Annotated in this window: 14 protein-coding genes and 3 pseudogenes; 7 read left to right on the top strand and 10 right to left on the bottom strand. The window is 71.1% G+C overall.

Translation table 11 applies throughout. The features are described 5' to 3' along the window. Positions 1-145 precede the first annotated feature (145 nt). The 3 genes and pseudogenes from AB0O11_RS34855 to AB0O11_RS34865 form a co-directional block, all read right to left on the bottom strand. The gene (locus tag AB0O11_RS34855; RefSeq protein ID WP_363395119.1) at positions 146-460 is read right to left on the bottom strand and encodes a hypothetical protein; all 315 of its coding nucleotides are present in this window, start codon (positions 458-460) and stop codon (positions 146-148) included. Between the two features lie 221 nt (positions 461-681). Continuing rightward, on the bottom strand, positions 682-1,554 hold the full coding sequence (locus AB0O11_RS34860; protein WP_363395122.1) for an IS3 family transposase: 873 nt from the start codon (positions 1,552-1,554) through the stop codon (positions 682-684). 17 nt (positions 1,555-1,571) lie between these two features. After that, a pseudogene (locus AB0O11_RS34865) lies at positions 1,572-1,868 on the bottom strand (transposase); the annotation flags it as partial. A gap of 107 nt (positions 1,869-1,975) precedes the next feature. On the opposite strand from AB0O11_RS34865, the gene AB0O11_RS34870 reads away from it, so the two are divergent. Then, positions 1,976-2,116 (top strand): hypothetical protein, encoded by a 141-nt coding sequence (locus AB0O11_RS34870; protein ID WP_363395125.1) that lies wholly within the window; start codon positions 1,976-1,978, stop codon positions 2,114-2,116. 47 nt (positions 2,117-2,163) lie between these two features. Here AB0O11_RS34870 and AB0O11_RS34875 read toward each other — a convergent pair whose 3' ends face one another. The 7 genes and pseudogenes from AB0O11_RS34875 to amrS form a co-directional block, all read right to left on the bottom strand. Beyond that, on the bottom strand, positions 2,164-3,363 hold the full coding sequence (locus tag AB0O11_RS34875) for a transposase (protein ID WP_363395235.1): 1,200 nt from the start codon (positions 3,361-3,363) through the stop codon (positions 2,164-2,166). A 377-nt stretch (positions 3,364-3,740) separates the two neighbouring features. Beyond that, a pseudogene (locus AB0O11_RS34880) lies at positions 3,741-3,887 on the bottom strand (transposase); the annotation flags it as partial. A 71-nt stretch (positions 3,888-3,958) separates the two neighbouring features. Further along, on the bottom strand, positions 3,959-4,639 hold the full coding sequence (locus tag AB0O11_RS34885) for a hypothetical protein (protein WP_363395128.1): 681 nt from the start codon (positions 4,637-4,639) through the stop codon (positions 3,959-3,961). Between the two features lie 59 nt (positions 4,640-4,698). Further along, positions 4,699-5,331, bottom strand: coding sequence for a LysE family transporter (locus AB0O11_RS34890; RefSeq protein ID WP_363395131.1), 633 nt, complete (start codon positions 5,329-5,331; stop codon positions 4,699-4,701). A 109-nt stretch (positions 5,332-5,440) separates the two neighbouring features. Beyond that, positions 5,441-6,739, bottom strand: a complete 1,299-nt coding sequence (locus AB0O11_RS34895) for a coproporphyrinogen-III oxidase family protein (RefSeq protein WP_363395134.1) — start codon at positions 6,737-6,739, stop codon at positions 5,441-5,443. 65 nt (positions 6,740-6,804) lie between these two features. Further along, complete coding sequence (locus AB0O11_RS34900) at positions 6,805-8,310, bottom strand: radical SAM protein (protein WP_363395137.1); 1,506 nt, start codon at positions 8,308-8,310, stop codon at positions 6,805-6,807. Positions 8,311-8,342: 32 nt separating this feature from the next. After that, on the bottom strand, positions 8,343-9,776 hold the full coding sequence (gene amrS, locus AB0O11_RS34905) for an AmmeMemoRadiSam system radical SAM enzyme (RefSeq protein ID WP_363395140.1): 1,434 nt from the start codon (positions 9,774-9,776) through the stop codon (positions 8,343-8,345). Positions 9,777-10,601: 825 nt separating this feature from the next. Here amrS and AB0O11_RS34910 point away from each other — a divergent pair. The 6 genes and pseudogenes from AB0O11_RS34910 (at position 10,602) to AB0O11_RS34935 (ending at position 18,259) form a co-directional block, all read left to right on the top strand. Continuing rightward, the gene (locus AB0O11_RS34910; protein ID WP_363395143.1) at positions 10,602-12,563 is read left to right on the top strand and encodes a hypothetical protein; all 1,962 of its coding nucleotides are present in this window, start codon (positions 10,602-10,604) and stop codon (positions 12,561-12,563) included. Continuing rightward, positions 12,541-13,098 carry a hypothetical protein gene (locus AB0O11_RS34915; RefSeq protein WP_363395146.1) on the top strand — a complete coding sequence of 186 codons (558 nt, stop codon included), beginning with the start codon at positions 12,541-12,543 and terminating at the stop codon, positions 13,096-13,098. The genes AB0O11_RS34910 and AB0O11_RS34915 overlap by 23 nt, the downstream gene beginning before the upstream one ends. A 25-nt stretch (positions 13,099-13,123) precedes the next feature. Next, positions 13,124-15,952 (top strand): M48 family metalloprotease, encoded by a 2,829-nt coding sequence (locus AB0O11_RS34920; RefSeq protein WP_363395149.1) that lies wholly within the window; start codon positions 13,124-13,126, stop codon positions 15,950-15,952. 121 nt (positions 15,953-16,073) lie between these two features. Then, positions 16,074-16,442, top strand: a pseudogene (locus tag AB0O11_RS34925) (hypothetical protein); the annotation flags it as partial. 247 nt (positions 16,443-16,689) lie between these two features. Further along, a complete protein-coding gene (locus AB0O11_RS34930) occupies positions 16,690-16,899 on the top strand; it encodes a ferredoxin (protein WP_363395152.1) in 210 nt (69 codons plus the stop codon). Beyond that, positions 16,889-18,259, top strand: coding sequence for an FAD-dependent oxidoreductase (locus AB0O11_RS34935; protein WP_363395155.1), 1,371 nt, complete (start codon positions 16,889-16,891; stop codon positions 18,257-18,259). The genes AB0O11_RS34930 and AB0O11_RS34935 overlap by 11 nt, the downstream gene beginning before the upstream one ends. The last annotated feature ends 31 nt before the right edge of the window (positions 18,260-18,290 follow it).

Raw genomic sequence — 18,290 nt, forward strand, 5'->3', positions numbered from 1 at the left:
CGGGTTCGGTGCCGTAGCGGATGGCGTTGGTGATGAGTTCGCTGAGGATCAGTTCGGTGGTGAAGGTCAGGTCCTCCAGGCCCCAGGTGGTCAGTGTCCATGTCATGTCCCAGCGGTGTGGCCTCGGTCGTGGTGACCGGCCCCTTCAGGGCCCCCGGTAGGAGCCGTAGACGTGCTGTCCGATCAGCTCGGGATGGTCGGTGGAGGCGTAGCGGATCCCGTTGGTGCCGAAAATCACGACGTAGTCGAAGCCGCCGCTCTTCTGCACGTCCACGGCCAGCGGCTGCAGCACCGCGGTCGGATCGGCACTGTCGAGAGCAGCGGCCACCGTAGGGGCCTGCGCCAAGGTGATGGCCACGGCGCGTGTGCGGTGCTCGGCATCACTCGTGGCATAGCTCCGGGCCTGCAGGATGAGTGCCGTCAGCGCGGCGCCGACCAGCAGCACCACCACGATCAGCATCCACAGGAACACCTGCCCGGCGACACTGCGCACCCACAGCCGCGAGCGCAGCCGCCTACGGGCGGACCGGTGTTCCCCCGGTCCGCCCGGTGTCGTGCCCCCATGGGCGTGGCTGTCCACACGGCCCCGTGCCTCTCGGTCGGCTTTCCCTACGCCGAGCACTCGACTCTGTGGGATTGTCTGGGCTTGCTCCGCTTTGACGGACACCGTTGGTGTGGTGGTCAGGCCGCCAGGACGGTCTCGTATTCGGCGGGACTGCGGTAGCCAAGGCTGCTGTGCAGCCTGCGTATGTTGTACCAGGCTTCGATCCACTCGAAGATCGCGGTCCGTGCTGCGGCCCGGCTGAGCCAGGGGCGGTCGCCCAGTAGCTCCCGTTTGAGGGTGGCGAAGAAGGACTCGGCGAGTGCGTTGTCCCAGCACTGGCCGGTCCGGCCGACCAACAGCCGAACTCCGAACTCGCCTGCCAGGTCGGCGAATTCACGGCTGGTGTACTGGCAGCCGCGATCGGAGTGGAAGATCACCGGCCCGGTCGGGCGGCGGGTGTGGCAGGCGGCCCGTAGGGCGCCGGCGACCAGTTCGGTCCGCAGGTGGTCGGCGGTGGCCCAGCCGACGACGCGACGGGAGGCGATGTCGATGACGGTGGCCAGGTAGAGCCAGCCCTCGTCGGTGGGGATGTAGGTGATGTCGCCGCACCAGCGCGCATCGAGGGCCGCCGGGTGGGGCTGGAAGTCGCGCAGCACCAGGTCCGGCCGGGTGACGGCGCGGGGATCGGGGATCGTGGTGTGCTGGCGCCGTCTTCGGTGCCGGCCCTCGAGGCCGGCCTGGCGCATCAGGCGTGCGACCCTTCGCCGGCCGCACCGGTCGCCGTCGCCCTGCAGGACGGCGTGCACGCGCGGAGCTCCATAGGTGCCGCGCGAGGTCGCGTGGACCTCGGTGATCTTCTCGGTCAGCTCAGCGTCGCGGACCGCGCGGGAGCCGGGGGTGGCGGTTCGGCGGGCGTAGAAGGCGGCTCGGGAGACCTTGAGCAGTTCACACGCCCGTTTGACGTTGTGGCCTGCCTGCTTCTCCGCCTCGATGAACGGGTGCACCGTCACCGGGTCTCCGTCGCGAAGAAAGCCATCGCACGCTTGAGGATGTCCACGTCCTCGCGCAAGCGGCGGTTCTCCCGCCGCAGCCTGGCCAGTTCCTCGCGCTCGTCGCTGGTCAGGCCGTCGCGCTCGCCGGCGTCGACCTGGGCCTGCTTCACCCAGTCGCGCACCGCGGTCTCGGTCAGGTCGAAGTCCTTGGCGACCTGGCCGACCGAGCGGTCGCCGCGTCGGCACAGCTCGACGATCTCGGCCTTGAACTCCGGCGTGAACGAGCGGCGAGGGCGCGGCTTCTTCCCCATGCTCTCCATGATGGACATCATCCTTACCGGGACCGAAGCCCCTGATCAGGGGTGTCCGTCAAAGCGAATCAAGCCCAGTCCCACCCGCCGCTCGACATACGTACTGGGATGCCTTGAGCCTCGGCGACGTGACATGGCTGCGTGCCCGGGCGTGGGCCGTTGCCGTCGGGATCAGCGGGGTGTCGTACTACCCGGGCATCTACCCCCGCTTCACCAGCGAGTGCCTGTCGCGCCTGCGCGCGAGCCTGGAGGCCGACGCCGAGCGGTGAACCGACTCCTGGTGACTCCTCCCCCGGCTGATGCCGGGGGCTTCTCGCTAACCCGGGCGGGCGTTGCGACGGGCCAGCCCGGCCCGTAGGACGTTGACGGCTCCCACCGTGTCGGCGTGCGCCTGGTGGCCGCAGCCGGTGCAGTGGAAGGTGTCCTGGGTGGGCCGGTTCTCCGCCGCAACATGCCCGCATGCGGGGCACGTCCGGGAGGTGTTGCGGGGGTCCACGGCGATCACTTCCCGTCCGGCGCTTTCAGCCTTGGCGTGCAGGATCGTGAGGAACACCCCCCATCCGGCATCCGATATCGAGCGGTTGAGTCCGGCTTTGGCTGCGGCCCCGTTGGGGAGGAAGGCACCCGGCCGGTCGGGGTCGGGTTTCGGTGCGGGGGCCTTGACCATGTTGCGGATCCTGAGGTCCTCGTGCGCGATGAAGTCATGCTCCCGCACGAGATCGAGGGTGGTCTTGTGGGCGTGGTCGAGGCGTTGGCGGCGGACCTTGCGGTGCAGCCGGGCGACGGTCTCCACGGCCTTGCGGCGGCGCTTCGACCCGCGCTTGCACCGGGAGAGGGCCTGCTGGGCGGCTTCGAGCTTCGCCGCGGCCTTCCGGCCGTGGCGGGGGCTGGGAACGAACCCGCCGTCGGAGTCGGCGAGGAAGCTGGCTATGCCCATGTCGATGCCGACCACGGATCCGGTCGCGGGCAGCGGCCCGGGCCGGGCCTGCTCGGCCGTCAACACCACGTACCAGCGCTTGCCCTCACGCTTGACCGAGATCGTCTTGACCCTGCCGACCACCGGCCGGTACCGATGCACCCTGACGTGGCCGACGCCCTGGAAACGGACACGGGTCACCGGGCCGTGCGGGGTTGAGTCCCAGCGGCAGCCGTCACCGTCCCTGGGGAAGTCCACCGTGTCGAACCGGTTCACGCCCCGAAAACGCGGGTAGCCCGGTTTCCCGCCGGACGTGACCCGGCGGAAGAACGCCGCGAACGCCCTGTCCAGCCGTCGAAGCGTCGCCTGCTGGGAGGAGAAGGACCAGCGGCCCTGACACTCCGGGTCGAACGCCCGGATCTCCTTCAGCTGCGCAGACTGCTCGCCATAGCGGACCGTCGTCCCGGAGACATGCCGCCAGGCATCCCGACGTTCCTGCAACGCCCCGTTGTAGAGCGAGCAGTGATCCCGCAACATCTCCGTCAGTGCCTGCTGCTGGCCCACAGTGGGCCGCAGCAAGAACTTGTACGCACGAATCAACACGACCCACCCCCTCCACCGCCTCGGCAACCAACATGCCACACGCCACCGACAGAACACACCACGAGCGTTCTGCCACGTAGGGAAGCGGCGGCGCTCCGCGCCACCGATCCCAGGATCGGATTCCCTCCCCGACTGAAGCCGGGGATACCCTCCGAAGATCAGGGATGGGGCTTCGACACCGGCGACGGTTCCACAAGAACCGACCCGAACGAGAACGACATCCGGCTCCGTTCTCGAACCGCCCGGCAAGCGCAACGCAGTACTGACATCGCCACCGCTTGGCCGCTCGCCCTACGGTGCGCTCGGGAGAGCCGGGGGCCGTTCGGCCGGGCGGCCACCGCAGCGACTTCACCCGCCGAGGTAGTACGAGCGCGGCGGGCGAGTCCCTTCACCACCAGGTCTTCCACAGCGACCGCTTGGTTCTCCCGGATCAACTCGGTGGAGAGCCGGTGGTGGAACTCGCGCCGTGCGTCGGCCACCCGGCCATGAGCGCGGGCGACCTTGACACGGGCCTTGTCCCGGCAGCGAACGCGAACCCGGCCCCCGCGGGCAACTGCCCGCGGGGGACGGCTCGTTGGTGGTGCCGCCCGGCTCAGGGCGCCGCCAGGGCGACCGCGAAGCCGTGGTCCGGGATGTCGAGGAAGCGCCGGTTGAACCGTACGAAGGGTTCGATGAGCAGGTCCACGAAGACCAGGAAGGCCACCGTGCCCACGCCCACCGGCCCGCCCAGCAGCCATCCGGAGAGCAGCAGCACACCCTCGATCAGTCCCTTCGCGCACCAGAAGGGCCAGGTCCGGCGTTGCCGGATGGTGATCGCCAGCAGGTCGATGGCGCGGATCCCGAAGCCGCTCATGATGATCAGCGCCGACGCGTACGCGCACAGCAGCGCGCCGAGCAGCATCAGCGGGTAGCTCCGCAGCCCCAACCAGGCCACCGGCCGCAGCCATTGGAAGAGGTCGATCAGGCTGCCGCACAGGAAGAAGGTCACGAAGGGCGAGACCACCGGGCGCTTGCGGTTCCACACCGCCCACACCCCGATGCACACCACCGCGACGGCCGCCTGGCAGATCCCGATGGTGAGCGGCAGGTGTCTGAGCACCCCGAGCGAGAAGACGTCGAGCGGATCGGTGCCCAGGTTCGACTGGATGAAGCAGTGGGCGCCCAGCGAGAAGACCAGGCAGCCGGCCAGGTACACCAGGGCCCGGGGCAGTAACTCGCCCGGCCGGCGCGGGTTCCCGTCCGGTGCGGTGCCGAGGGGATGGTGGGTGGTCATGGGTTCCTCCAGGGGAGCGGGCGCCCGGCCCGCGATCACCCCGGAGGCGGGGAGCGGGTTCAGGCGAGCGACTGGTAGGCGAGGAAACCGCCGAAGAGGATGACGCCGACCCCGGCGACCAGGTCGACTCCCTTCAGCAGCCGGGCGCTGAACCGTCGGCGGAACACCAGCACGCCGGTGCTCAGCATGGTGAACCACAGCAGCGTGCCGCAGCCGACACCGACGAGCATGGAGACCGAGGCGGGCAGCGTCCCGGTGACGTTCGCCGCCGTGGCCGCGGCGAAGGCGGCGGCCCAGTAGCCGATCGTCGCCGGGTTGGAGGCGGTGGCCGCCAGCGCGGTACGGAACGCCGCCAGCGGGCGGACCGCCTCCGGGTTCCGCTCGTCCTCGGCGGCCGTCTTGACCTGGAAGGCGGAGCGCAGCGAGCGCGCGCCGATGTACACCAGCACCGCCGCCCCGGCCAGGCCCAGACCCGTCCGCAGCGCCGGGACGTCCAGCAGCCTGCCGACTCCGGCCAGGCCCAGGCCGGCGTAGGTGACGTCCACCAGTGCCGCGCCCAGGCCGATCGCCCAGCCGGTCGGGAAGCCGTCGCGCAGGACGCTGCGCACGCACAGCAGACCGATGGGGCCGAGGGGCAGAGCGACCAGGAAGCCGAGGCTGAGCCCGGCGAACCACGCAGGGAGGATGTTCACCGTCCGCCCCCGCTGGTCACCGGGGTCATTCCGGTCCGACCTAAGTCCTGGTGCGAGCACGTGCGCGACAATTCGCTCTGCCCTCTCGTCACAACACCCGCCGATCAGGTCATTCGACGAGTTCCGATATGCCGAACCGTACCTCATCGCCTTCGGCCGGGCTCAGGTCTTCGGGCGCGTAGAACAGCTCGTACACATTGGTCGACAACAACTGGCCGAGCCTGGTCAGGGCGTACACGTCCGTGCCGCGCGGCTCCAGCCAGCCCTTGTCGATGAGCTGTTCGATTTCCGGTCCGAAGACCGTCTCCATGGTGACGCCGAACCGTTGCCGGAAATCCGGCCGGTTGACCTCGCACATCTTGAGGCCGCGGATCATGACGCGGCGCATCTCCTGTTCCTTGGTGAGGTAGGTGGCGAAATCCAGCGGGATCTGACCGCCTTCCACCATCTCGTAGTACTTTTTCAGCGGCTTGACGTTGACGAACAGCCGGTCGTGGATCACGCTCTTCGACGAGACGCCGAATCCGATCATGGGCCAGGTCCGCCAGTAGTACTCCAGGAAGCGCGAGTAGTCGGCGCAGCGGTCGGGGTGGAAGTAGCCGGTCGAGCTGCGCCGGACGAACCCCGCCGCCTCCAGGGCGTCGATGGCGTACTCGTACATGCGCCGCTCGTCCTGGGCCGTGGGGAGCGCCATCTTGCCGGACGTGATGAGCGAGTGGAACGCCGTCTTCGGCCAGATCTCCAGGCCGTAGGCCGTGATGCAGGCCGGTTCGAGTTCGATGGCGCGGTCCACGCTGCGCTTCCAGTCGTCCACGGACTGGTCCGGGAGCGGGAAGATCAGGTCGATGTTGGTGTGGGTGAATCCGCCGTCGACGACGGTGCGGAAGGCCCGTTCCGCGGTGGCGCGGTCGTGCGAGCGGTTGCAGATCGTCAGCAGCCGGTCGTCGAAGGCCTGGACGCCGACGCTGAGCCGGGTGAATCCGGCCTCGCGCATGCACGCGATCTTGGCCTCGTCGACCGTCGAGGGGTCGAATTCCAGGCCGATCTCCGCGCCTTCGTTGAATTCGAACGACTCCCGGCAGACGTCCAGCAGCCGTGCCGTCTGGTCGCCGGTGAGGATGCCCGGCGTGCCGCCGCCGAAGTACACCGCGTCGACCCGGAACGCGGGGAAGGCGCGATTGGCGGCGAACGCGCGGACCTCGCGCTCCAGCGCGTCGACGTACTGGGCGAAGTGCTGCTCGTTCCGGTTGATGTAGACCGTGTAGTCGCAGAATCCGCACTTGGTGATGCAGAACGGGACGTGCAGGTACAGCACCGCGTTCTCGGGGCGGAAGTACTCGTCGTACTCGTGGTGCCGGTATTTGAACGGATAGGTGTGGATGTTCCGCCGGATGATCTTCTCGGCCATCTGCGGTCGCTCCTTCGTCGGGGCCGGCCTGGCGTGGTGGGTGACGGATCCGGGGCCGGAGCCCGTCAGCAGAGGACCTGGAACGGTCGGACGTCGGCGGACGCGTCGAGGGCCGGCCGGCCGTTGGGGACCACCGGGCGTCCGCAGGAGACGAAGAGGTCGTCGTAGCGCGTCCGCGACCGCTCGCGGTAGTCGGCGGCGGACCTCGCCAGCATCTTGACGACCTCTTCGGCGAGCATCAGCTGGTACTGGCAGGACTCGGTGTTGAGCTCGTTCACGTCGCCGGACGCCACGTGGTTCTCCTGTCGGCAGCCCCCGCCGCACAGGTAGCGGGCCCAGCAGGCCCCGCACACCCGGTGCTCGTCGACGGTGCGCCGCCACTCGGGGTGGTCCCGGGTGAGGCCCTCGGCCCCGGTGCCCACGTCGAATCCCTGGTCGCCGACCAGGCGGTGGCACGGGCTGATGCTGCCGTCGGGGGAGTGGGTGTAGTACGTCCGGCCGCCCGAGCAGAACGCCAGCGCCGCCGACCCCTCGGTGATCATCTGTACCGTGCGCTCGTACTCCAGCACGCCCTTGAACCGGTTGTCGGCGGCGAACAGCTGCGGGTAGTGCACCAGGAAGTCCTTGAACTGCTCCACGATGCCGGGCTGGAGGAAGTGGTTGATGTACTGGATGCCCTTGGGCTCGGAGAGCTTGCGGTCCCCCAGGGTGAGGGCGATGGGCACCGTGGTGCCCTGGTCCACGGGGTAGACGCCCGGATAGATCTGGAAGTAGTCGAAGAGGTCGAGGTTCCAGAGGTCGAGCACGTTGTCGGTGAGGCTGGGCTCCGCGGTCGCGATGGTCATCCGCGCGACCAGGGTGACGTCGTCGCCGCAGGCCTCGCGCAGCCGGAACAGGTTGCGGATGATCCGGTCGTAGGACCCCTTCCCGTTCTTGGACGGGCGGTTGGCATCCTGGACCTCGCGGCCGCCGTCGATCGAGACCGAGACGATGAAGCCGTAGTCCCGGAAGAGCTCCTCGATGCCCTGGGGCATCAGGGTGAGGTTGGTCGAGATCCGGTGGACGAACTCGGTGCCCGTGCGTGCGGTGAGGTCGCGGGCGCGCTCGCAGATCCTGCGGATCACCTCGAAGTTGGCCAGCGGCTCCCCGCCGAAGAACTCGAAGCGGACGCGCTGCCCGGGCGCGGCGTAGCGGTCGACGAAGTCGAAGATCCAGGCGATCGAATGCTCGCCCATGGCCTCGGTGATGCGGCCGTAGTCGCCGCCCTCGGCGAAGCAGTAGGTGCAGGCGAGGTTGCACACGTTCGTCAGGTTGACGTTGACCGCGAAGTCGGCGCCGTCCGACAGCGCGCCCTCCCGAAGGCGGACGCGGTTGGCCTCGCGCCCGGATTCGGCGCCGGCCTGCAGCCTCTCCCACGCCCGTCGCTCGTCGAGCAGCAGGTTCTCCACGCCGGCTGCCAACCGCTCGGCGGTGTCCGCCGGGGCGAGCAGCAGCCGGTGGCTCCCGGTGATCAGGACGGCCGAGGTGTCGTCGCTGAACGGCAGGACGCGGTAGTCGGTTCCATGCCGCATCACACCCTGCTCCGTCGCGTGCGCGGGGCCGGTCATGACCTGGTGCGGGGCTGGAAGAGGGGCAGCGGCGAGACGTCCTCGTTCAGCGTCCCGGCGGAGGCCTCCACGGTCGGGAAGTGGGCGCGGTCGAAGACCTGGTGGAGGCTGGAGGTGCACTGCGAGGGGACGGCCACCTGGACGCCGACCTCGCCCGCCGTGCTCTTGGCGGCGATGTACCGGAAGCTCTCCTGCGGGGCCAGGTCGATGACCTGCCACGACTGCTCCGCGGCCGGGTCGCCGTAGCGGCGGTGGTAGGCCCGCACCGGCGCGTCGGAGGTGTTGCGCACCTGGACGTGCAGGGCGCGGACGTCGCCGTGCCAGTCGAAGCGGGCCAGGTCCAGGCCCTCGGCGGGGAGTTCCGGCACCCGGGTCCGCGACCGGGCGTCGGGCAGCAGGACGATCGGGGCGCGGGCACCGCACCCGACGCAGGCGCCGTCCCGGTCCAGGCCGACCAGGTCGGCGTTGAGGCCGTACCGGGTGATCTGGAGCTGGCCGCACCGGTGGCACCAGGTGTTGGTCGACTCGGTGTCGTACACGTTCCCCAGGTAGACGTGGTTCAGCCCCATGTCCAGGGCGATCTTGCGGGCCCGTTCCAGCCGGTCGACCGGGGTGCGGATGGTGTCGGTCATCTTGTAGTCCGGGTGGAAGCGCACGAAGTGCGTGGGCACGTCGGGGCTGAGCCGCTCGCCGACGAAGGTCGCCATCTCCCGGGCGGTCGTCTCGTCGTCGCTGAGGTCGGTGACCATCAGCGTGGAGACCTCGACGTGCTTGCCGGCCCGGAACACCTGCTCGGTGCCCTCCAGGACCGGTTCCAGCCACCCCTTGGTGATCTTCCGGTAGTACTTCGGGTCCAGGGACTTGATCGACACCGAGAAGATGTCGATGACCGGGATCAGTTCCTCGATCGCCTCGCCGCTGATGAAGAACGCGGACTTGTAGAGGTTGACGATTCCGGCCGCCTTGGCGAGGGCCGCCGTCTCGACCACGAACTCGTGCCACACCACCGGGTCGTTGTAGGTCCAGGAGATGACCTTGATGCCGTGCCGGACGGCGATGTCCACGACTTCCTCGGGCGTGTAGTGGTAGACGTCCTTGTCCTCCACGTGGCGCGCCTGCGACGTCTTCCAGTTGTGGCAGTAGTCGCAGTTCAGCATGCAGCCGACGTTGCCCATGGAGAGGATCCGGGCGCCGGGCGCGTAGTGGAACACCGCCTCGGTCTCGATGGTCTCCTCGGTGGCGTGGACGGAGCGCCCGTAGTTCAGGGTCACCAGACGGCCGTCCCGATTGGCCCGGACCATGCAGAATCCGTGCTGGCCGGGGCGTATCCGGCAGTTCCGGGGGCTGAGATGACATCGGACGACGTCGTCGTCCAGACGCTCCTCCAGCCGGGCCGGGCGCGGTTGGTTGTCCCAGGTCCTCTGCGACATGGCTGTTCCTTCCGTGCGGTGGTACGGAGGCGACGGGTTGGCACACGGGTCCTCGGGGGGCGGGCCGACCGGTGCGACGCCGTCGGGGGCTCCGGGATTCCGGCGCCGTGGTACGGAATTCGGCTCCGGATGCGGCTCCGGATGCGACGGTCGGATCGATGGTCCGGGCCGATGGGGAGCCTGCGCCCGCCCTCATCTCCCACTCGCCCCCGGACGAAGGCACCGCCGGGGGGATCGCCTCGCGGAAAGGGCCGAAGTGGAGCGGGAGAACAATGGGAGTCGTGCTGGTTGCCGCGATGAGCTTCACCGGATCCGCGAGTACCTGTCAAGGAGCCGACGGAGCACCGGATCCGGCCGGTGCCCCGAAGTGGACAGCGTCCTTCGATCCGGTCGCGGCGCGGGTTAGGCCAGCCTCACTTCCGGCGATCTGACGCGTGGCCAGTGGATTCCCCGGCCAAGCGTCGGCGGAGGCCGATCCGGGCGGCGGCGCGGCCCGGACCGCACGTCGTCGAAGGTGGCCGAAAATCGCCGCTATCCAGGGGAATAACCAGCTGTCACAGAACGGTTCGCCCGCCGCAGCCACCGCTCGTCCCACACCGGCCCCAGTGGGTTCGATCGAATCTGATGGGTCGTCAACTTGACCCCATGTACAAAGGAGTTCTGCCAGCCCTACGCTGAGTGGCCACGAAATGCCGCCGATTCGGGGGAGCGGGCATGCCGGAGGGTTCGGACCAGGACCGGTCGTCGTCGGGTCAGCCGGTGCCCGGGTGGCGGGTACCGGGATGGACGGAGATCCGGCCACTCGGTTCCGGTCGGAACCGGGTCGTGCTGGTCCGCTCGGACGCCTCCGGTGAGCTCGCCGTGATCAAGTACTCCCTCGCGCCGCCCGCCGGCGGCACTGCGCTGCGGCACCCGAACCTGGTCCGGATCGACCAGCTGCTCCCCTCGCCGGACGGCACGGGCGGCGCCGTGGTCATGGCCGCGGTGGAGGGCGCGAGTCTGCAGGCGCTCCTGGCCGTCCGTCCGCTCCCGCCCGAGGCCGCGCTCGCGGTGCTGCGCGACTCGCTGCTCGGGCTGGCCGCCGCCCACGAGCAGGGCGTGCCGCACGGGAGGTACCGGCCGAGCGACGTCCTGGTGGACCTCACCGGGCACTGCCGGCTGCTCAACACCGGCCGCCCGCCCGCCGATCCGGCGGAGCCGGACGCGGCGTACCGCGCCCCTGAGCTGCGACTCGGCGCGCCCGCCTCGCCCGCCTTCGACGGGTACTCCGCCGCACTGGTGTTCGTCGAGTGCCTGACCGGCCGGCGCCCCTCCCCCGCCGCAGCACCGCCCGAGAACCTGCCCGAGCCGGTGCGCCGGGTGGTGGCACGGGCCCTGGCCGAGGCGCCGGAGGTCCGGTACCCCGATGCCCGGTCCTTCCTGACGGAGCTGGAGGCGGCCGCCGCCGCGGTCCACGGCCCGCAGTGGCCGGAGCGGGGCGCGCGCCTCCTCGCCGACGCGGCCGGGGCGACGGCCGCCGCCCACCCGCTGTCGGGCCCCGCGCCTGCCGGGTCCGGGTCGTGGTGGCGGCGCCGGCGGAACCGGCTCGCGGTGGCGGGCGCGGTCGTCCTCGCCCTGCTGGCCGCCCTGACCGTCGTCCTGGTGCTGCCGGACGGGGACGGCCCGAAGCAGGAGGTGCGCGAGCCCTTCACCCAGGCACTGGCCGCGCTCGCCCGGACGCCGGGGGTGCGCTACCAGGACCACGACCAGTACACCGGCTACTACGACGTCACCGTGACGGCCACGGCGGAGCGGTACGGCGCCGTGGGCGAGAGCGCGGACTTCTCGGACGAGGTGGCCCAGGACCTGGTGACGGTCGCCGGGCGCGACTACCTGAGCTACCGGAACGACGCCCGGCTGAAGGGCTGGACCTACGACCCGGGCAACGACGAGAAGAACATGGGCCCGGTGCTCGCGACCTACGCGACGCCCGCGAAGCTCGCCGCGACGCTGAGCACGGCCCTCGACCAGCAGCCCCGCTTCCCGGTGGTCGGCGACCAGGCCGCCGCCGCCGTCACCGTGGCCGGGCAGCCGGCCTGGCAGGCCGACACCGTCCAGGGCTATCTGTACGTCACGAAGAACGCCCCCTACCGGGTGCTCCGTTGGGAACCGCCGAACCTGGTCACGGCGATGGCCGGGCTGAAGGCGATGGCGAAGGACCCGTCGGGCCGGCAGCCGAGGTCGCTGGAGGCCCGCACGCCGCTCACCAACTCGCTCGGCATCGACCTCACCCCGGTCACCGGCGCCACCGGCCTGTACGGCAAGGTCGTGCAGTACACCAAGGAGCTCGCCACCGCCTCGACCGGCAGCTCGGTCCAGATCCTGCAGCAGAACGACGGCGCGAGCAACGTCGTCTGCAGTCACACGGGTTGCCTGGTGAACGTCGCCTTCTCCGGCCCCGTCTACAACGCCTCCTCGGCGGCGTACCTCCTGGACAAGGTGTACATCGAGCTGACGGTGGGCTCCATCACCACCGGCGGCCGGGAGGCCGGCGGGTGCCGCAGCGGCCTGCAGCCCTACCAGCTGACCGGGACGAGCCTGAGCGGGAAGCTCACCTGCAACAACCCGGCCGGTGGCCCGCTCTTCGACCAGGCCTCCGCCGAGAACCAGGCCAACGCGAACGCCTCCGGTCACTCCGAGTTCTGGGACTACGCGAACCGGATCGACCTTGTTGTCCATCCTCTCGACCCCACCGCCGTCGACCAGTTGGTCGCCAAGGAGCAGAATGAACTCCAGTCCCTCGGCTGAGCCCCAGCCGGAGCCGCCGGCCGCCGTTCCCCTCCCGGCACCGCCGACCGGGGACCTGCGGGACGCCATCGTCACCGCAGTGATCGCCCGACTCGCCCCGGCGGAGCTGCCGTTGGCCGAGTCGCTGCACGGGCTCGACCCCGCGACGGCGCTGGAGCGCCTCAGCTCCCGGCCCACCCGGGGCGAGCCGTTGGGCTTCGGGCTGGAGGAGATCGGCGTCCTGCTGACGCCCGCCGTCTGGATCGCCGTGGACGAGTCCGTCCGGCGGGTCGTCGACGCGGTGGCGGAGCGGACGAGCCGGTCCGGCCTCGCCCGCCGCGGCCTCTTCCGCCGCCGGACCCCGGTGCCCATCACCGTTCCCGCCCTCGCCCAGGAGCAGTTGGCCTCGGTGGAACAGTGCGTGCTGGAAGCGACCCGGCAGACCGGCCTGACCCCCGAGCAGGCCGAGCGGATCGCCGACGGCGTGGTACGGCGGCTCGCGCTCCTGCCGCACGCCGCGGAAGGACCGGAGCGGAGCGCCGAGGGCGAGGGATGACCCGGCGGAGCGGCCGGGCAAGCGGATGACCGAGGCAGGACCAGGGCGTCGGAGCGCCCGGCTCCCCTTCCGCCGGCCCGGAGCGGGGACGACCCGGCGCTTCGTGCTGCTGGCCGGGGTGTTCACCGCCGGTTCGCTGTCCATGCTCTCGGACCTGCTGCTCCTGGTGACCGACCCGCGCAACACCACCGCGGGCTGCGCGCTGGCGGCCGGCGCCGACCCGAACCACACCAGCCTGGCCAACTACCTGCCGCTGAGCGATCCAGCCTACCGCCGGTGCCTCGACACCCACGTGGGCCGGTGGAAGCTGCTGGGGCTGCCACTGCTCGCCACCGCGGTGGTCCTGGTCCTCGCGGTCGTGGTCCACCTGCTGATCCCGCGCTGGAAGCAGCACCGGGTCCGGACCGTCCCGCTCGACCACCCCGAGCTCACCGAGTGGCTGACCGCGCTCGCGACCCGCTGCGGGCTCCCGCGAACACCCGCGTTCACGGTGGACCAGGCGACGCCGTTCACCGCGAACGCCGTCGCCCTCGGACGGTTCGGACGGTACAGCCTCCGCCTGGACCTGGGCCTGGTGACGCTGTACCGGACGGACCGCCGGGCCTTCGAGGCGACGCTGCTCCACGAGTACGCCCACCTCCGCAACCGGGACGTCGACCTGACCTACCTGACCATCGCGCTCTGGCGGGTGTTCCTGGTCTGCGTGGTCCTCCCCTTCGTGGTGGTCGTCGGACGGGAGTTGCTGCCCGCCGTCCTCGCGCCCACCTTCCACTCGCCCCCGCCGGCGCCGCTGGCCCGGGACCTGGCCCTGGCGGCGGTCATGGTGGTGCTGATGCACCTCACCACCGCCGAGTTGCTGCGGGCCCGCGAGATCCACGCCGATCTCGACGCCGTCGCACACGGCGCCGACCCGGCCTACTGGACGGCGCAGCGACGTCGCCGGACCGCCGAGCAGCGCCGGGGCCCGGCGGCGGTGCGCCCGGCAGTGCGGGCAGTGCGGGCGGTGCGGGCGCTGCTGCGCACCCACCCGTCCTGGGAGGCCCGGGTCGCCGCGCTGGCCGACGCCTCCGCGCCGGTCGCGGTCCGGCCGCCGCAGCTGGTGCTGACCGGGGTGTCGGTCGTGGTCCTCGGCTATCTGCTCACCTTCACCCCCGGCCTCAACACCTATCTGCCGACCGGGCCGGGCGACCCCGGGGTCTGGCCGGCGGCCGTGCTGGCCGCCGCCGTGGCAGCCGGCTCCGTCCGGCGCAGCGTGGTCCACGGCCCACCGGGGGCCATCCGCCCGTCCGGTCTGCGGGCGGGGCTCTGGTTCGGGGCCGGCAACCTGCTGGGCGAGCTGGTCTGCAACCAGTTCCTCGGGCTGGACTGGGCACCCCGCTTCCCCGAGGCGCTCCTGCTCCTGCTGCCGGTGCTGGTGCCCGCCGCCGTGCTCTGGTGGACGGCGGGCTGCGCGGCGCTCTCCGCCGGTCTGCGGCCCGGGCTGCGGCGGTCGGCGGCCGGGGCGGCCACCGTCTGCGTCGCCGCTGCGGCCTTCGCCTGGTGGTACGGCTGGTGGCAGGCGGCCGGGACCTCCTTCGCCGCCGGGATGCCGTACTCCTCCGCCACCGCCCTCTCGTTCCTGAACGCCGGTTTCGAGCCCTCGGAGCAGTTGGCGCCCTCGACCACCTCGGAGGTCATCGCCAACCTCACGCTGATCGTCGTCATCCTGGCCCTCTTCCGGTGGACCGTCTGGCTGACCGTCGGGCTGTGGCTCGTCCCGCTGGCCATCCCGCTGCTCGGCGGGGTACGCGCCCGCGCCGCCGGCGTCCTGCCGGGTCTGCTGTGCGGCGCGGCCGTCGCCGCCGGGGCCCTCGTCCTCACGTACCGGGCCCATGTGTGGATCTGGCGGGACCAGCAGGTGTTCGTCCCGACCCTGACGATCTACAGCGGCTGGCTCTTCGTGCTGCTGCTGTGCGGTGCGGTCCTCGCGGCGGTGGCCGCGGCACTGCTGGGCCGGGGCAGCGGTGCGGCGGCGGCCGTCGGTGCGGGCACGGCGACGGCCGTCGGCCTGACCGTCCTGCTCGCCGTGAACGCGACCGACGGCTGTGTGCCCGGGTTGGAGACGGTGCGGGCCTCCTGCGGCTTCCCCGTCGGGAACGGCCGGCAGCTGCTCGCCTTCTTCCTGCCCCAGTTCCTCGCCGTGGCGGCGATGGCGAGCATCGTGGCGGCACTCCCGGTCGCCGCCGCCGTTGCACTGTTCCGCCGTCGGGCCTCTGCCGCTTGCCGTCGCCCGAAGGCCGGGCCAGGCCCCAAGTACCGTCTGTTACGGCGCACTTGCGGCGCCGTCGGCTGCCTGATCCTGCTCGGAATCGGCCTGGTCGGCTACACCGTGCCCGGGGGCACCGGGTCCGGCGCGGTCGGCTCCGGCGCGGACCCGCTCCTCACCGAAGTGCAGCGCAGACCGGTGGACAGTCTGACCGCCGGTCTGCAGGTCTGGGCCTGGGGCTACTTCGGGGGGCGCAGCATCATGCAACAGTACGAGTACGCCCTCGCCGCCGCCGACCGCAGTGTCGGCCCCGACGGCCGGGTGGACGCGGCAGCGCTGCGGCGCGCCTGCACGGAGCTGCTCGACGCGACCGACCGGGCCCACGCCTACTTCCCCGTCCCGGTCGCCGCGGAGCAGGCCGCCTGGACGGCTGCCCTGGCCCACACCCGCACCCAGGCCAGACACTGCCTCGACGCGCCGCCCCCGGCCGGCCCGGCGGAGATCGACCGGTTCTTCACCGCCCTCGACCCGCAGCCGGACCCGGTGGCGGCCATCATCGACCACCTGCTCAGCCTCTCCGGACCGACCCAGCAACTCCTGCTGCCCTAGGGACTGTCGTCAACCCTCGGCCAACGACCACCAGGAACACGACTGGTTGAGCTGTCACAGCAGCAGTTGCGTCGCGGGTCCCGGGAGGTCTGCCGTCAGAGGGGTTTGTCAGAGTCTGCGCATGCTGGAGATCGTGGTGAGGACGGAGAACTGGGAACGGCACGTCCGTGTGTCCGCCGAGGAGCTGGCGGGGTTGGTCCGGCGAATCGGTGGCGACGGTGACCTGTTCCTGGTGGTCCAGCGCATACCCGACCTGCCTGACGTCTTCGCCCAGGTCTGGCACAAGACCGGTGGTGACTACACGCTGGAGTACCGCGACGGTGCCGCTGACCGGCACTTCCAGGCGATGGCCAACGGGCCTGAGGTCGTGATTGCGGCGATGACCGGCTGGGCCCGCCAGGAGGCCGGATGGGACAGTGGCCTGGCTTGGTCGCTGCTGGACATGGGCCCCGCCCGTGAGGTGCCGCCGCTCGACCTCGGCAAAGGCGAGCGCCCGTTCCGCTGCTGCGGATCACCGCCCACACCTCCGGTGGGGCCGAGGTCGTCCGCCTCGACGGCGAGGTGGACCAGGGCCGGCGCCCCTGCTTGCAGCGCGCCCTGGACCGGGCATTGGACGTTCATCCGAAGCGGCCGGCCGTCGGCCTCTCCCACCTGGCGACCGGCGCGGTAACCATGCGAAGGTCCGGCCTCTCCCTCACTCTGGAACACAGAGGGGAGGCGACGGAGGGAGTAGTGGGATGCAGATCGTTGTGGACCTCACACGCTGCCAGGGCTATGCGCAGTGCGTGTTCCTCGCGCCGGAGGTGTTCCAGCTGCACGGGGAGGAGGGGCTGCTGTACGCACCGGCCGTCCCCGACGACCAGCTGGAGCGTGTGCGCCAGGCCGCGGCGGCGTGCCCGGTCCAGGCCATCCTCCTCGGAAAGGAGGTGAGCTCCGGTGGCCGCTGACCTTCGAGAAGGCCGGATCGTCATCGTCGGCGCGTCGCTGGCCGGGCTGCGGGCCGCCGAGACGCTGCGCGAGGAGGGCTTCACCGGCTCCCTGACCGTGATCGGGGACGAGCCCCATCCACCCTACGACCGGCCGCCGCTGTCCAAACAGGTCCTGCTCGGCCAGGCCGCAGCGGAGTCCACCGCTCTGCCGATGCGCCGGAACCCGGACGCCGACTGGCGGCTCGGGGTGCGCGCCACCGGCCTGGACCCTCTCGGGAAACGGGTGGTGCTGGCCGACGGCGAATCGCTGCCGTTCGACCGGCTGCTGATCGCCACCGGCACCCGGGCCAGGCCCTGGCCCAAGGCGGAGGAGGCAGCCCTGGACGGAGTGTTCACCCTGCGCACCCGCGAGGACGCCGCCGGGCTGGCCGAGCGGCTGGCCGCGGGGCCACGGCGGGTGCTGGTGATCGGCGGTGGCTTCACCGGCTCGGAGATCGCCTCGGCCTGCCGGGAACGCGGTCTCGACGTCACAGTCACCGAACGCGGCCCCGCCCCCCTGGTGGGCGCGCTCGGCGGCACCCTGTCGAAGCTCGCGGCCGCCATGCAGCGCAACCACGGGGTGGACCTGCGCTGCGGGGTGACCGTCACCGCCCTGCGCGGCGACGGGAACGGCCGGTTCACCGGTGCGGACCTGTCCGACGGCAGCCGCGTGGAGGCGGACCTGTGCGTCGCGGCCCTGGGGGCGGTCCGCAACGTCGAATGGCTGGCGGACTCCGGACTGGCAGCAGGCCCGCGCGGCATCGCCTGCGACGCCGGGTGCCGGGCCTTCGACATGTACGGCATCGTCACCGACGACGTCTTCGTGGCCGGTGACGTCTCCCGCTTCCCCCACCCGCTGTTCGGCTACCAGATGCTCTCCCTGGAGCACTGGGGCAACGCAGTCGCGCAGGCCGAAGTCGCCGCCCACAACATGATCAATCCCGGCCCCCTGCGCCGCCCGCACCTTGCCCTCCCGACGTTCTGGTCGACCCAGTTCGGGCTCAACATCAAGTCCGTGGGCGTGCCCACCTTCTCCGACCACGTGGTCATCGCCCAAGGCACGCTGGAGGAGCGTCGCCTGGCAATGGTCTATGGCTACCGAGGACGGGTCACCGCCGCCGTCACCGTCAACATGGCCAAGTCACTCGACTACTACACGCACCTGATCGAGACCGCCGCCCCCTTCCCACCCGCGCCCGGCGCGTCCGACCGCCCGCTCGCGGCCGAGATCCCGCTCCCCTCCGACGTGCCGGATCCGAAGGGGCTCTCCCACGGCCCAACCGTCGCGCTCACCGGCCACCTGCCCGACCGCCGACTGACCGTGGTGCAGCCCACCTGACCCACATCCCGCCCACCGCACGAGGAGCCGT

Source organism: Kitasatospora sp. NPDC093102, assembly GCF_040683915.1.
Classification (GTDB): Bacteria; Actinomycetota; Actinomycetes; order Streptomycetales; family Streptomycetaceae; genus Kitasatospora.